This is a genomic window from Glaciimonas sp. GNP009 (genome assembly GCF_054343755.1).
Genome location: NZ_JBTGUV010000004.1, coordinates 3,961,072 through 3,976,282, shown reverse-complemented (window position 1 = coordinate 3,976,282; position 15,211 = coordinate 3,961,072). Strand labels below are relative to the sequence as shown.

The 15,211-nt window shown below is 49.8% G+C and carries 12 protein-coding genes; 2 read left to right on the top strand and 10 right to left on the bottom strand.

The genetic code is table 11. The features are described 5' to 3' along the window. Positions 1-264: 264 nt before the first annotated feature. Positions 265-969: a methyltransferase domain-containing protein gene (locus tag ACXX82_RS18435; protein ID WP_458563449.1), complete on the top strand. Its 705-nt coding sequence runs from the start codon at positions 265-267 to the stop codon at positions 967-969. After that, positions 959-2,119 carry an NAD(P)/FAD-dependent oxidoreductase gene (locus tag ACXX82_RS18430; protein WP_458563448.1) on the top strand — a complete coding sequence of 387 codons (1,161 nt, stop codon included), beginning with the start codon at positions 959-961 and terminating at the stop codon, positions 2,117-2,119. Before ACXX82_RS18435 ends, ACXX82_RS18430 begins: the two co-directional genes overlap by 11 nt. Before the next feature lie 201 nt (positions 2,120-2,320). Here ACXX82_RS18430 and ACXX82_RS18425 read toward each other — a convergent pair whose 3' ends face one another. The 10 genes from ACXX82_RS18425 to purU form a co-directional block, all read right to left on the bottom strand. Then, positions 2,321-3,088 (bottom strand): SDR family NAD(P)-dependent oxidoreductase, encoded by a 768-nt coding sequence (locus ACXX82_RS18425; protein WP_458563447.1) that lies wholly within the window; start codon positions 3,086-3,088, stop codon positions 2,321-2,323. 537 nt (positions 3,089-3,625) lie between these two features. Beyond that, complete coding sequence (locus ACXX82_RS18420; protein ID WP_458563446.1) at positions 3,626-5,935, bottom strand: NADP-dependent malic enzyme; 2,310 nt, start codon at positions 5,933-5,935, stop codon at positions 3,626-3,628. 396 nt (positions 5,936-6,331) lie between these two features. Continuing rightward, positions 6,332-6,778, bottom strand: a complete 447-nt coding sequence (locus tag ACXX82_RS18415) for a dihydroneopterin aldolase (RefSeq protein ID WP_322237187.1) — start codon at positions 6,776-6,778, stop codon at positions 6,332-6,334. Beyond that, positions 6,775-7,443, bottom strand: coding sequence for a sarcosine oxidase subunit gamma (locus tag ACXX82_RS18410; protein WP_458563445.1), 669 nt, complete (start codon positions 7,441-7,443; stop codon positions 6,775-6,777). Before ACXX82_RS18410 ends, ACXX82_RS18415 begins: the two co-directional genes overlap by 4 nt. Next, on the bottom strand, positions 7,433-10,450 hold the full coding sequence (locus ACXX82_RS18405; RefSeq protein ID WP_322240556.1) for a sarcosine oxidase subunit alpha family protein: 3,018 nt from the start codon (positions 10,448-10,450) through the stop codon (positions 7,433-7,435). The genes ACXX82_RS18410 and ACXX82_RS18405 overlap by 11 nt, the downstream gene beginning before the upstream one ends. A 44-nt stretch (positions 10,451-10,494) precedes the next feature. Further along, positions 10,495-10,854: a sarcosine oxidase subunit delta gene (locus ACXX82_RS18400; protein ID WP_322237184.1), complete on the bottom strand. Its 360-nt coding sequence runs from the start codon at positions 10,852-10,854 to the stop codon at positions 10,495-10,497. A 72-nt stretch (positions 10,855-10,926) separates the two neighbouring features. Next, on the bottom strand, positions 10,927-12,171 hold the full coding sequence (locus ACXX82_RS18395; RefSeq protein ID WP_458563444.1) for a sarcosine oxidase subunit beta family protein: 1,245 nt from the start codon (positions 12,169-12,171) through the stop codon (positions 10,927-10,929). 116 nt (positions 12,172-12,287) lie between these two features. Continuing rightward, complete coding sequence (locus tag ACXX82_RS18390) at positions 12,288-13,667, bottom strand: L-serine ammonia-lyase (RefSeq protein ID WP_322237179.1); 1,380 nt, start codon at positions 13,665-13,667, stop codon at positions 12,288-12,290. A gap of 209 nt (positions 13,668-13,876) precedes the next feature. Beyond that, the gene (locus ACXX82_RS18385; protein WP_458563443.1) at positions 13,877-14,092 is read right to left on the bottom strand and encodes a hypothetical protein; all 216 of its coding nucleotides are present in this window, start codon (positions 14,090-14,092) and stop codon (positions 13,877-13,879) included. Between the two features lie 172 nt (positions 14,093-14,264). Continuing rightward, on the bottom strand, positions 14,265-15,152 hold the full coding sequence (gene purU, locus ACXX82_RS18380; RefSeq protein WP_458563442.1) for a formyltetrahydrofolate deformylase: 888 nt from the start codon (positions 15,150-15,152) through the stop codon (positions 14,265-14,267). Positions 15,153-15,211: the final 59 nt, after the last annotated feature.

Sequence of the window (15,211 nt, the reverse complement as noted above, 5' to 3'; positions counted from 1 at the left end):
GCCATAACTGACATTTTGCTAAAACGGCTCCCTTGATTTTTTTAAGCAGCCTCTTCTGGAATAAAGACCATCATGCCCGCTCGATCTCGCCTATTTTTTGTGAACTGCAAAGGTATGGAAGGCTTCTCGGTAGACTAATTAAAATACCAAGCGGCTGTGCATCGAACAGAGTCGCCCAATGAGGAAAATCCGTAGACTGCCGCTTTTGAGAAAATAAATTCGGAAACGCGTAAAAGCTGTCTTTTAACCTGATCAGGAAAATCTATGGATTTCTCAAAGCGGAGCTACCAAAAAGAATTGCTCGACGGCGACGGGATTGCCTTTAAAGATATTGAAAAGACTATGCAGGAACTGGATTTCATCAATACGTGGCTCGGCGGTCACGCTATCAGCCTATCCGGGCTCAAGCAATTATTAAACAACAGAAAACGGGTGACTATTTGCGAGATCGGCTGTGGTGGCGGTGACAACCTGAGGGTACTCAGCAAGTACTGCAAGCAGCGGCAGATTGAGGTGAGCGTAACCGGTATTGATAGTAATGCGTATTGTATAGAAGTAGCCCGGGGGAAATGGCAGGGAGAAAATGCAAAGTGGATACACTCGGATTACCAAGATGTTCTTTTCGGTGAAGAAAAGCCGGATATCATTTTTTCTTCTTTGTTCTGCCACCACTTTACGGATGAGGACTTGGTGTTCATGCTAGGGTGGATGAGAGGAAAAGCAAGAGTCGGCTGGTATATCAACGATTTGCACCGACACCGTATGGCGTATTACGCCATACGGTGGTTGACCGGATGGTTGTCAAGCTCTTATCTGGTAAAAAATGATGCCCCGGTATCCGTCCTGCGGGGTTTTACGCACAGGGATTGGGAGAAAATACTGCTTGAGGCTGGCGCCGATCCTTACACCATACAATGGAAATGGGCGTTCCGGTGGTTGATAGTGAGCAGGACAGAAAATGAACGTTGAACGTTCTGAGTCGAACAATGCCAATCCATATGATGTAGCCATCGCGGGCGGAGGGCTGGCCGGCCTGGCTCTTTCTATTCAATTAGTCAGAGAGGGCTATTCCGTGGCTCTTTTCGAAAAAGAAACCTATCCTTTTCATAAGGTCTGTGGGGAATATATCTCCATGGAGAGCTGGGAGTTTCTGGAAGAGTTAGGGCAGCCTCTCAATGACTGGAACCTGCCTATCATTCGGAAGGTATTGATCTCGGCACCCAATGGGGCCTCGATCGAGCAGGAATTGCCACTTGGGGGCTTTGGCATAAGCAGACATAAAATAGATGCGGCGTTGGCTGTCTTCGCACAGACCAGCGGGGTGGTTTTATATGAGGCCACCAAGGTGATGGATATTGCCTTTGAAAAGTCTTTATTCCATATTCAGACCTCTGCAGGAAATTTCCAGGCAAAGGTTATCTGCGGAACGTTTGGGAAGCGCAGCAATCTCGATGTAAAGTGGAAACGAGCTTTCACTCTGAAAAAATCGACGAAGCTGAATAATTATATTGGCGTGAAATACCATGTGCGAGTGAATCTCAATGCGGACGTAATTGCCCTGCATAATTTTAAGGATGGGTATTGCGGCATTTCGAAAATAGAGGATGACCGTTATTGTCTCTGCTACATGACCACGGCTGAAAATTTGCACTTGAGTGGCAACTCAATTCCGCTCATGGAAAAGAATATCTTGCAAAAGAACCCTTTTTTAAAAAAGGTATTTTCTTCAATGGAGGATTGTTATGAGCGGCCTCTTACTATTTCTCAGATCAGTTTTGAGAAAAAAAACCAGGCAGAAAATCATATGTTGTTCATAGGTGATGCCGCTGGCATGATTTCTCCGTTATGTGGCAATGGGATGAGCATGTCGCTACATGGCACCCAGATCGCCTTCAGATGCATAGATGCTTTTTTACAGAATCATGTTACCCGGCATCAAATGGAGCAGCAATATGTGGAGCAATGGAAAACGGAGTTCGGCAGGCGGCTTTGGGTGGGACGGCAGTTACAACGTTGCTTTGGTAACGAGTCTCGCATCAATTTTTTGATACACACTTTGAAACCTTTTCCTAAATTGTTCTCATCTTTGATCCGGCAGACGCACGGACGATCTTTTTAGCATCCGCCTGCAACGGATTTCCAACAGACACCGAAACCGATTTTTTGCGTATTGTATTTCAGTGGCATCGGCCTGGCGCCCAACGCATATCGGGCAAGTGTCCGAATAAAGAGTCTTTATTAATGACATCAAAGCAAATGCGACTATCCATTTCCTTCGCACTGCCTTGATGCTTCAATCTTTGTTATCTGACGACTGGTATCACTTCGCAGTCATCCGGATTCCGCCATCTAGACGAATGACTTCGCCGTTAAGATAAGCGTTTTCGACAATTGTTTTTACCAACCCGGCAAATTCTGCCGGCTTACCCATACGCGCTGGAAACGGTACTGTCTTACCCAGCGCATCTTGCACTTCGGTTGGCATACCCAACAACATCGGCGTTTCCATAATGCCCGGCGCAATAGTCATCACACGAATACCAAAACGTGCCAATTCGCGTGCCACCGGCAACGTCAACGCCACGACACCGCCTTTGGACGACGCATAAGCGGCTTGACCAATCTGACCGTCAAACGCTGCAACTGAAGCAGTGTTGATGATCACGCCGCGTTCACCGTCTGCATTCGGTTCAGTCTTACTAATGGCTTCTGCTGCCAAACGCAGCATATTGAATGTGCCGATTAAATTAATCTGAATTACACGGGCGAAATCATCGAAACCGTGTGGACCTTCTTTACCGAGTACTTTTTTAGCCGGTGCGACACCCGCACAATTGACCAAGCCGTGCAATCCACCAAACACTGACACCGCCGCATTGACCGCCGCCTGAGCACTCGCTTCATTGCTAACGTCGGTCACGACAAAATGTGCACGGCTGCCAAGTTCACTGGCTAACGCGGTACCAGCTTCCCGATTCAGATCAGCAATAACAACCTGCCCGCCTTCTTGAATGATCATGCGTGCAGTTGCTGCGCCGAGGCCGGAACCGCCACCGCTGATGAGAAAACATTTATCTTTAATTTGCATATAACCCTCTTTTGTAGATTTTCATTAGTCAAACGTTTAAAAATTAGATGTCATCACCGGCTAAGCTGGGAAGGCACGACTGAGTTAAATGACCTCATTCACCTTGCTCCTTTGCAACTATCCGAGGTATTCGCGCTGTCTGGGTATCCCGATTCGGCCAAATGCTCCTAAGGTGCGCACCTGAACTGCTGAGCTGCACTGTTCCTCGTGCACTTTTCCTCATGCACCGCTCCACTTGTGCTCGCGATATTACCGCGATCCTGACTTGTCTTTCTCTATTTTTTGATTGATCTGCATAAAACCGTGCAGCTTTCCCGTTCAGATGTTAAAAGCTCTCCCTAAAATCCACTTCTAACAGGCTCACAGCCGACTATGCTGAGGAAAACAATAAAGGATAAAAATACAACATTTAACTTAACAAATGCCGTCCTATTTTAATTTAACGCTATAAACAAAAATGCCCTCCCTGAACAACCGTCGGGGAGAGCATCTTGTGACCTATGAGATTTGCCAGCTCACATTAACTAAGCGACGCCATTAGTTACCCTGCTTTTTAGAGATCGCATTCGCCACCACCAACGCTGTCATATTGACCACCCTGCGTACGGTAGCTGAAGGTGTCAGAACATGCACCGCCGCCGCCGCACCCAATAATACCGGGCCAACTGTGACGCCCTGTCCACCGGTCATCTTCAATACATTGAACAGGATATTGGCCGAATCCAGATTCGGCATGATCAACACATTGGCATTTCCGGTCAGCGTCGATTTCGGCAGATATTGGGCACGGATATCCGCGCTCAATGCTGCGTCGCCATGCATTTCACCATCGGATTCCACATCTGGCATGCGCTCTGCGAATACGTTTCTTGCTGCGCGCATCTTTAAAGCGGATGGACGTGTACTGGAGCCAAACATTGAATGCGACAAAAATGCCACTTTTGGCGGCACGCCAAAACGCCGTACTTCTTCAACCGCCATGGCGGCAATGTCCGCTAATTGTTCGGCAGTCGGATCATCGTTGACGGAGGTGTCAGCAATGAAGAGCGTGTGCTGATCCAGCACTAATCCGTTGAGCGTGGCAAAGCCTTTCGCGCCTTCACGCAAACCAATGATGTCGCCAACATGTTCCAGATGACCATCGAAGCGTCCGACCAAGCCGCACAACATACCGTCTGCATCACCTAGTTTGACCAGCATTGCCGCGATAATCGTGTTGGAACGACGCAGCATGGATTTGGCCATTTCCGGCGTGACGCCATCACGCGCCTTGAGTTCGTGGTATGCCTCCCAATATTGACGAAAGCGTGCATCGTCTTCCGGATTGACCAGCTCGAAATCCCGGCCGACTTTAAGCCGCAAACCGGCGCGCTCGATACGTGCCTCGATCACAGCCGGACGGCCGATCAAAATAGGACGGACCAATTTTTCTTCCAACGCGATTTGCACTGCACGCAAGACCCGTTCGTCCTCACCCTCGGCATAGACGATACGCTGGGGGTCAAGACGCGCAGCTTCAAAGACTGGACGCATAAACATGCCGGTATGGGTAACAAAGCGTGTCAATGACTGGCGATAGGCGACCATATCCTTGATTGGTCGTGTGGCCACACCGGATTCTTCGGCTGCGCGTGCGACTGCTGGCGCGATACGCAAAATCAACCGTGAATCAAAAGGTTTCGGAATAATGTATTCCGGCCCAAAACGCAGTTCTTGCCCTGCGTATGCGCTCGCTACTTCTTCGCTAATCTCGGCTTTCGCCAGATCGGCAATTTCACGTACACAAGCGATTTTCATTGCCTCAGTAATTCGCGTTGCGCCGCAATCCAACGCGCCACGAAAGATGTACGGGAAGCACAAAACGTTATTCACCTGATTCGGATAATCCGAACGGCCAGTTGCGATAATACAATCCGGACGTGCAGCTAATGCCAATTCCGGACGAATTTCCGGCTCCGGATTTGCCAGCGCCAAAATGATCGGCTGCGTACCCATCGTCTTGACCATCTCTGGCGTCAAGACGCCAGCCGCGGAACAACCCAAAAACACATCCGCACCTTTAATGGCGTCGGCCAAAGTCCGGGCTGAAGTTTTTCTGACATAACGCTGCTTTGATTCATCGAGTTTATCTTCGCGCGCATCGTGTATGACGCCGCGAGAATCGCAGACGAACATATTCTCACGCTGTACACCAAGCTCAACCATCAGGTCCAGACAAGCAATGGCGGCAGCACCAGCGCCAGACGCCACCAGCTTAATCTCGCCGATATTCTTATTAACCAGTTCCAATCCGTTTAACAATGCAGCAGCGGAGATAATTGCGGTGCCATGTTGGTCGTCATGAAACACCGGAATATTCATCCGTTCACGTAGTTTTTTTTCAATGTAGAAACATTCTGGCGCCTTGATGTCTTCCAGGTTGATGCCGCCTAACGTCGGTTCCAACGCAGCGATCATCTCGACCAGTTTGTCAGGATCACGTTCTGCCAATTCGATGTCAAACACATCAATACCAGCAAAAGTTTGAAACAAACACGCCTTACCTTCCATCACCGGCTTACTCGCCAATGGACCGATGTCACCCAAACCAAGCACCGCAGTGCCGTTAGTGATAACGCCCACCAAATTAGCGCGCGATGTAAAGTCAACCGCCAATTCCGGATTCTCTTCAATCGCCAGACAGGCGTATGCAACGCCGGGCGAATAAGCCAGCGACAAATCGCGCTGATTCGACAACGGCTTAGTCGGAACAACCTTAATTTTTCCGCGCGAAGGGCTGCGGTGATACTCAAGCGCATCTTCGCGCAGTGCCTGTTCGGCGGGTGACAAAGTCTTGTCTTTAGTCATGATATGTCTCCAAAATAGGTGAAAAATGTCTCAAAGAAAATATATCAATACGACGGTCAACGTCGAAATGGGTGATCCGTCACGGCGCCATTAGCCATAACCGTTGGCGATCGGCGCGATTATTCTTGTGCTCGAAATGATAGCCCAAACGTGGACAAATTAAACGTTAAAGAATAATTTTTTAACCACCTCAACTTACACCACAATGGCCACCTCAATGCACACCAAAATGCGTGCCACAAACAAAAAGGCCTGCAAATTGCAGGCCTCTTATAAAAGCATGCCTTACGGACATGCAGCATCTTAACAAATCTTAGACCACCTATTCAAAACACGCTGATTCAACCATTTTTTTCTTACATTAATTGATAACATTAAGTTTGTTGCGACGCAACATTATGTATTCATGACAACCTCTTGTGGCTGCTGAATCAGTAATGTTTCATAACTCCATCTGGTCCAGCAAGCCGATACACCAAGCCGCGCTGCATTCGCACGGATCTTTGGTTTATGGATCGCGACCTTAATCTCTTCCAGCATTGGATAGTCACGAAACGATAAGCTTGCAACCTCTGACGCCAGGGTTTCCAGCAAGCATGTATGCGGCTTTTCCTGCATAAACGTGGATAACAAGGTGCAGTATTGGTCATAGTCGATAATCGAATCAGCATGATCGCTTTGTTGTCCTTGTTGCCGACCAGGCCGGTAAGACATTTCGATATCCAATTCGACTGCTTGCTGCTGCTGATATTCATGCGCATGCAAACCCACATACGTCATCAAATGTAACCCTTCGATAAATATTTGCCAACGCACGCCGCTGGCAATATGTTCACTTTTCATGAAACATACTCCTCGGCGGCATCAACCAGAATGCGACCAAAATAATCGGCAAAACTACGACGGATGATCACTTCGACATTGCCATTAGCAAGCGGTCGCAGCACGATACCAGCTTTGAAATAATGACTTTGTGCGCACTGTCCAACCGTAAAAACCCTTGAATGAAAATCGAGTGGGCAACCTTTCTGCAAAACGGAACGTACTTTTTCACCCATCATGACAAGGGTTGTATTGCCACTGCTAATATCCACAACCGAGGCGAATTGTCCCGCCAGAAATTTTCCCAGTGCAGCATCAATTACCGACACGCGCGGTTGGGTTGACTGAATCAACCACTCGTTGGGAGCGAGCCAATAGATGATGTAATCATCGCTTTCCGAAACGGTATTCGGTACTAGCGGTAACGTTGCGCCGGTTGCCTTTTTGATTGCCGCCTGAAACACATCAGAGTGAGCCTCTCCTTTGACGTTAATTAACTCCAGAAACGGTCGTTCATAAACGCTAAAGGCCTGATTCGTTCCGGAAGAAAGCGGTCCCATTAATCCCGCCACGCTGGCTAGTGGCGACGTCATTTTCAATGCACCTGATAGATTGATTATCGGCGCAGGGGCCCGAAGATCTTGCGGTTTGAAATCCTGAGACAGGTGGTTGGCATCATTCAACATGTTGACGAACTCCTTCTACATCATAAAAAACCAGACTGTTAATTTTGGCGTTGACATAACCACCCGATGCAGTCGGAACGGTAACGCTCTCGCCCATCTTGCTTAATCCGCCTTTGATCAGCGCAAAGGCAATTGAGCGCTGTAAAATCGGGCTAAAATAACTGGATGTGACATGCCCGATCATCTTGGTCGAAGGCGCATTACCATCCGTTGGTGCGACCAGAATTTGTCCACCTTCAGGTAATACAAATGCGGGGTCATTCGTGAGCAGGCCGACCAGTTGCTTGCGTCCTTCCTTCGCGGTATCAGAGCGCGTCAATGAACGCTTACCAAGAAAGTCTTTCGATTTTGCGCATAGGCCACCCATCCCCAGATCAAACGGCGTCACCGAGCCATCAGTATCCTGACCAACGATGATGTAACCCTTTTCTGCCCGCAATACATGCATGGTTTCGGTGCCGTACGGCGTGATATCAAATTCTTCACCAGCGGCAATAATCGCATCCCAAATGGCCCGCCCCATGTTTGCAGGCACATTGACTTCATACGACAGCTCGCCCGAAAAACTGATGCGCATAATGCGGGTGACAACATCCTTAATCGATCCGTCGCGAAACGACATGAAAGGAAATGCCGCGTTCGAAAAATCAATATCTTTGCACACTTTTTGCAATACCTGACGCGCCTTTGGACCCACCACGGCAAAGGTTGCAAAATGATCCGTGACCGAGGTCAGATTAACTTTCAGGTCCGGCCACTCAGTTTGCAGCCAGCGCTCCATCCAGTCGAGCACGCGCGCTGCACCGCCGGTTGTCGTACTCATCAAAAAATGCTGTTCACCGAGACGCACTGTAACGCCATCGTCGAAGACCATACCGTTCTCATCCAGCATCAAACCATAACGGCACTTTCCGACTTCAAGTTTGTTCCACGGATTGGTGTACATCCAGTTCAGCAATGTGATCGCATCGGGGCCTTGCACATCGATTTTTCCAAGGGTCGATGCATCCAATATCCCAACACTATTGCGAGCGGACAGACATTCCCGCGCCACCGCCTGATGCAAATTTTCATTACCGCGCGGGTAATACCAGGGACGCTTCCAGTTGCCGACATCTTCAAACAACGCCCCCTGTTCTTCATGCCATTCGTGGATGCAAGTTTTGCGAATCGGCGTCAAAAAATCACCCAATTCGCGTCCAGCCACAGTGCCGAATGTGACCGGCGTATAGTTTGGGCGGAAAGTCGTGGTGCCGGTTTCAGGAATGGTCTTGCCTAATACTTCGGCGAGAATTGCCATTCCGTTAATGTTGCCCAACTTACCCTGATCGGTACCAAAGCCCAGCGCGGTATATCGCTTCACGTGCTCGACCGAGTGATAACCTTCACGCGCCGCGAGATAAATATCCGCCGCCGACACATCATTTTGATAATCGACAAATTGTTTCGGGCCACGTCCGACGCGTGTGCGATCTCCCACCAACCATAAAGGGAATATCGGCGCTTCCGCAATATCGGCGACTTTCCAGGTTGGTATAGCTGATAATTTAAAATGTAGCGCATTGACCGCGTGTTGTGCCGCTAGTGCACCATCACGCAGCGCACCACCCAACCTAAAATCGCCATTGGCAGCACCGACGCTGGTTTCCTTTTGCATCGCAGAACCGGGGACGAAACACGCTTTTCCATTATCCCATTGTGCTTTTCCACCCGATTGTGCAAAAAGGTGCAGCACTGGATTCCAACCGCCTGACATCCCGATCAGATCGCAGGAGAACGTATTGATCGCCGCTCCCGGTACGCCATCAACGTGCGTGGCCACTTCGACCGACTTGACATGGCGACCACCTGTGGCCGCAACCACTACCGCGTTATTGATGATGGTAATGCCGTGACGTTTAGCCAACGCAGGCAAACTGCTATTACTGGCGGCACGCGGATCAATCACCATGACTTGCGCACCGACGCTTTTTAGATCGAGCGCAGACTGATAGCCATCATCGTTATTCGTAAAAATCACTGCATTGCGACCTGGCAATACGCCATACCGATGGATATAAGTCGAAATTGCGGAAGCCAGCATGATGCCCGGCAAATCATTATTGCCAAATACGATAGGACGCTCGTGTGCACCGGTCGCCAGAATCACATGTTTGGCCCTGACTTTCCAAAGACGCTCGCGTAATTTTCCGCGTGAAATCAATGGCAAGTGCTCGGTCAATCGCTCTGCGACCGTCAACAGATTGTGATCCTGATAGCCAAACACCGTACTGCGCGTCAGGACTATCACCTCCGGCATGTTGCGCAATTCTGCTGCAATATGTGCCGCCCACGCCGTGGCGGGCTTGCCGTCGATGATAGCCGGGCCAGACAACAGACTGCCGCCCAGTTCAGCCTGATCATCCACCAGAATCACACGCGCACCGGATTTGCCAGCGACCCAGGCGGCAGCCAAACCCGCAGGTCCGCCACCGGCGATCAAGACGTCGCAATGGGCATAGGTTTTCTCGTAACGATCAGGGTCCAGTTCGGCAGGTGCCTTGCCCAAACCGGCAGCGGCGCGGATCACTTCCTCATACTTGCCCCACCAACTACGCGGCCACTTAAATGTTTTGTAGTAAAACCCGGCTGGAATAAAACGCGCAATGAGTTGATTCACCGCCATCCGATCATTTTCGATGTTCGGCTTAGCGTTGACGCTGGTCGCAGTCAGCCCATGGTAAAGCTCAAGCTCTGTAGCGCGGGCATTCGGGACCGTGTAAGCGCCAGTTTCGAGTTGCACCAATGCATTCGGCTCCTCAACACCGGCGGTGACAATCCCGCGCGGCCGATGATATTTCCAGCTGCGTGCAACAAAATGGACGCCATTCGCGAGTAACGCGGACGCCAACGTATCGCCGTGAAACCCTTGATAAGTTTTACCATTAAAGGAAAACATGACCGGTTGTTGGCGATTGATTCTGCCGCCTTCCATCAAACGATGACTTTGATTTTTAGTTGGTTCCATGGATGGCTTGGTGTCCAACTTACTATCCACCTTGGTTACGGCGTTCATACTGCGCTCCCCGCTGCTGTCGACGTCACAGTCGACGCTGCTACCGATGCCACTGCTGCAATTTCTTTACCAACAGATGCGCCCTGATGAACAACACCATCACCAAACTTGCTATATCCCAAAATTTCATACGTGACCGTATCGCGCTCAGCCATGAACCAGCGACGACAACCCTGGTTATGCACCCATTGTTCACGGTGCACACCGCGTGGATTTTTGCGCATGAACAGGTAGTCGCCCCATTCTTTATCAGTTAAATTCTCTGTATTTAAAGGGCGCGCAATATCCGCCTCACCACCGCAATGAAATTCGCTCTCTGCACGCGGCCCGCACCATGGGCAAGTGATCAATAACATGGTATTTCTCCAGAATCTGTCTTTTATAATGGGGTATGCTTTGTTCTTCTCGTCGGCATTGTTGCCAAGCGTTTAATGTGCAACCGCTGCAGCGCCATGCTCATCGATCAGATGGCCGGTATAAAAGCGATCCAACGAGAATGGTGCATTCAGCGGATGCGGACTATCGTTAGCGATGGTGTGGGCAAACACCCAACCTGATCCTGGCGTGGCTTTAAAGCCGCCGGTTCCCCATCCGCAGTTAAAGTACAAACCCTTAATATCGGTCAGCGAGATAATCGGGCATGCATCCGGCGACACATCCACAATGCCACCCCATTGCCGATTCATGCGAACCCGGCTCAACACCGGAAACATTTCCACAATTGCCTGCAACGTACTCTCGATGGTTTGATAGCTTCCACGCTGGCCATAACCGGTGTATTGATCGACCCCCGCGCCGATCACCAGATCGCCTTTATCGGATTGACTTAAATACGCGTGGACGGCGTTCGACATCACAACCGTATCAATGATTGGTTTAATTGGCTCTGATACCAACGCTTGCAGCGGATGGCTTTCCAGCGGTAATCTGATTCCAGCCATGCTGGCAATCAAACTGGAACTACCCGCGGCCACTACCGCTACTTTTTTAGCCTTGATAAAGCCCTTGACTGTTTCTACCCCGGTCACCGCACCGTTTTCACGACGGATGCCGGTCACGCCGCAGTTCTGCAAAATATCGACGCCGCGTGCATCCGCACCCCGTGCATAACCCCACGCCACCGCATCATGGCGCGCCACACCACCACGCCGTTGAAACGATGCGCCAAGTACTGGATAGTGGCTATTCAAGTTAATGATCGGAACGATTTCTTTCACCTGCGCTGGTGTCAGCCATTCAGCGTCAACGCCGTTAAGACGATTGGCATTAATCCGACGATCGGTATCGCGTACGTCTTGCAAGGTATGCGCCAGATTCATCACGCCACGCTGGCTGAACATGACGTTATAGTTCAAATCTTCGGAAAGGCCTTCCCACAACTGCATGGCTTTTTCATACAGGCCCGCACACTCATCCCACAAATAATTTGAACGTACGATGGTGGTATTACGAGCCGTATTGCCACCGCCGATCCAGCCTTTTTCGATCACCGCAATATTGCGCAGACCGTGTACTTTTGCCAGATAATAAGCCGTCGCCAGACCATGACCGCCGCCACCAATAATGACAATGTCATACTCAGTTTTTGGCTCAGGGCTTTTCCAGGCCCGCTGCCAGTTTTCATGGTAAGAAAGTCCGTTACGGATCAAACTGAATATCGAATAATTACGCATGATTTTCCTAAAAGAATGCGGGTGCTGTATAAAATATGGATAACTGGTTTGGATGATCGGATAAAATTTTTAAACTTGATGATGTATGCTGAATCAGCCTTGATGATCACGATTGGTCAGCATTCAATCACGTTGACCGCCAGTCCACCACGCGATGTTTCTTTATATTTGGTCTTCATATCAGCACCGGTCTGCATCATGGTTTTGATCACTTTATCTAGCGATACATAATGTTTGCCGTTTCCGCGTAACGCCATTCTGGCAGCATTGATGGCCTTGACCGCGCCCATCGCATTGCGCTCAATGCAAGGGATTTGTACCAGCCCGCCAACCGGATCACAGGTCATACCAAGGTTGTGCTCCATCCCGATTTCGGCTGCGTTCTCGATCTGCTCTGTCGTACCGCCTTGCACTGATGCAAGCGCACCCGCCGCCATCGAACAGGCAACACCGACTTCGCCCTGACAGCCAACTTCTGCACCTGAGATAGAAGCGTTTTCTTTATAGATCAATCCAATCGCGGCGGCCGTCAGCAAGAAAGTCATCACGCCATCAAGATTGGCACCCGGCACAAACTTGATGTAATACTGCAACACTGCGGGAATGACGCCTGCCGCACCATTGGTCGGTGCCGTGACGATCCGCCCGCCCGCAGCGTTTTCTTCATTGACAGCCATCGCATACAGATTCACCCAATCCAGCATCGAGAGCGGATCATTAAGTGACTCTTCAGAGCGATTCCGAAGTTGCTGCGATAACTCATGCGCACGACGCTTAACGCGCATCGGTCCGGGCAACTCGCCATCAGTGGCGCAACCACGCTTAATCGCACCAGCCATCACATCCCAAATACCAAGCAACTTGCTGCGCACTTCCTCTGCGGTGCGCCAATACTTTTCGTTTTCCATCATCAATTGCGCGATGGTCAACTCTTTTTCCCTGCAAATCCGCAGCAGGTCATCTCCAGAATGAAACGGATGGGCCACATCTGGCCCGTTCACCTGCACGCCATTGATCGGCTGCCCTTCCTGACTGACGACAAAGCCACCGCCAACCGAGTAATACTCCTTTTGCGCAAGCACTTTTCCGCTGGCATCCATGGCCAGAAAGCGCATGCCGTTTGGGTGTTGCGGCAACGATTCACGGCGAAAAAAGAGTAAATGCTCTTTTTCACTTAACGCTATCGGGTGCGCACCGTTGAGCAGCAACTGTTTAGTCCGACGTATCTCGGTAAGGCGCGGCTCGACAAAATCCGGGTCTATCTGATCGGGCAAATAGCCCTCCAGCCCAAGCAACACTGCCTTGTCGGTGCCATGGCCTTTTCCCGTTGCACCAAGCGATCCATATAACTCGGAGCGTATTGCACTGACCGCTCCCAACAAGCCACTCTGTTGCAAATACCTGGCAAACCGCGACGCGGCGATCATCGGCCCGACGGTATGCGAGCTTGATGGCCCGATACCAACCTTAAAAAGATCAAAGGTGCTAATGCTCATCGCGTGCTTGTAGAAAAGAAATCATTGAAACTATTTTCCAGAACGTGCATCACGACTCCCTTGAAGTAGATACGATATGTTGGAATAACGACCGTCTAAACCCGGCGAAACAACCGCCGCCCCTTGGCAAACCTCAACCAACGCCTAGGTTTGATGCGGTTACGCAGTCCGCTTTTCCTTGACCCATTCTTGATCCAACGGAACGACCACTATTTTCCAAAGATGACAGGCGTTTGTATTTTTCCGACACGGATGTCGTAATTGGTGTGATTTGCGGTGATTTTGACAATCTGGACAATCTGGACGATGTGGACAAAAAATGGAGAAATATGCATATTTGCGCCGGTATGTGCACCGATATATGCACTGAGGATGCGCTTCTGCGTGTTAAAAGCCTCCCATTGCCTTCCGGAACTTACTCGCAAGAGCGCCGCCAGCAATCTTCCTTGCGTGAGACCTAAATGGCACGCTGCTGGAAGTAGCGACGTACGTACAGAGATTGTTTCAATAAAAAAAATCAACCCTGATTGCTGACCGATCCGCTCCGTAAAACTAACAACGATTACTCCAAAGAAACACCCGTACCCGTAACTGGTCCTACTGCAAAATCACCGTCCGATTGGCATTGACGAATAACCTGTGTTCAATAAAATATTGTACTGCCCGCGACAATGCCAGACACTCCACATCCCGCCCGACAGCTAACAATTTTTCTGGCGTATAAGTATGGTCGACGCGCTCCACCGCCTGCTCAATGATCGGGCCTTCATCCAGATCATCGGTGATGAAATGAGATGTCGCACCAATGAGCTTGACGCCGCGTTGATATGCCTGATGGTAAGGTTTAGCGCCTTTAAAGCTGGGTAGAAAAGAATGGTGAATATTGATCGCCTTGCCACGCAATGTCGCACTCGTTTCCTCTGAAAATATTTGCATATAACGCGCCAACACCACCAGCTCTACTCCGTAACCCGCGATCAACGCTAACACTTCACCCTCTTGCTCTGCCTTGGTTTCCTGGGTAACCGGCAAATGATGGAAGGGAATATTGTGCGCCGCCGCCAGCGGTGCAAGATCGGGGTGATTAGATATGATCGCGGTGAAATCCATCGGTAACTCGCCCATTTTCCAACGGAACAGCAAATCAGCCAGACAGTGATCTAACTTTGACACCATGACGACCACTTTCGGACGATGGTGCATATCGTGAATCTGCCAATGCATGCCAAATTGTTCCGCTATGACGGAAAAATCTGCGCATAAATGTGCATAATAATCCGCACGTAAACGCTCCTGCTGAAGAGATTCGTCCTCGGGCGCGCGGAAGATACATCGCAGAAAAAAGGTACGAAAATCATCATCGTCAAAGACTGCAATTTCAGCAATGTAACACTGTCGATCTGCCAAAAATTTGACGACGGCAGCGACCTGACCAACCTCGCTTGGACAGGACAAAGTAAGGCCGTAAGTCGGTGTATTTTTCATCAAAAACCTCTTATCAAGCATGACAACTTAATTTAAAAAAACGCATCATTTAATCAACA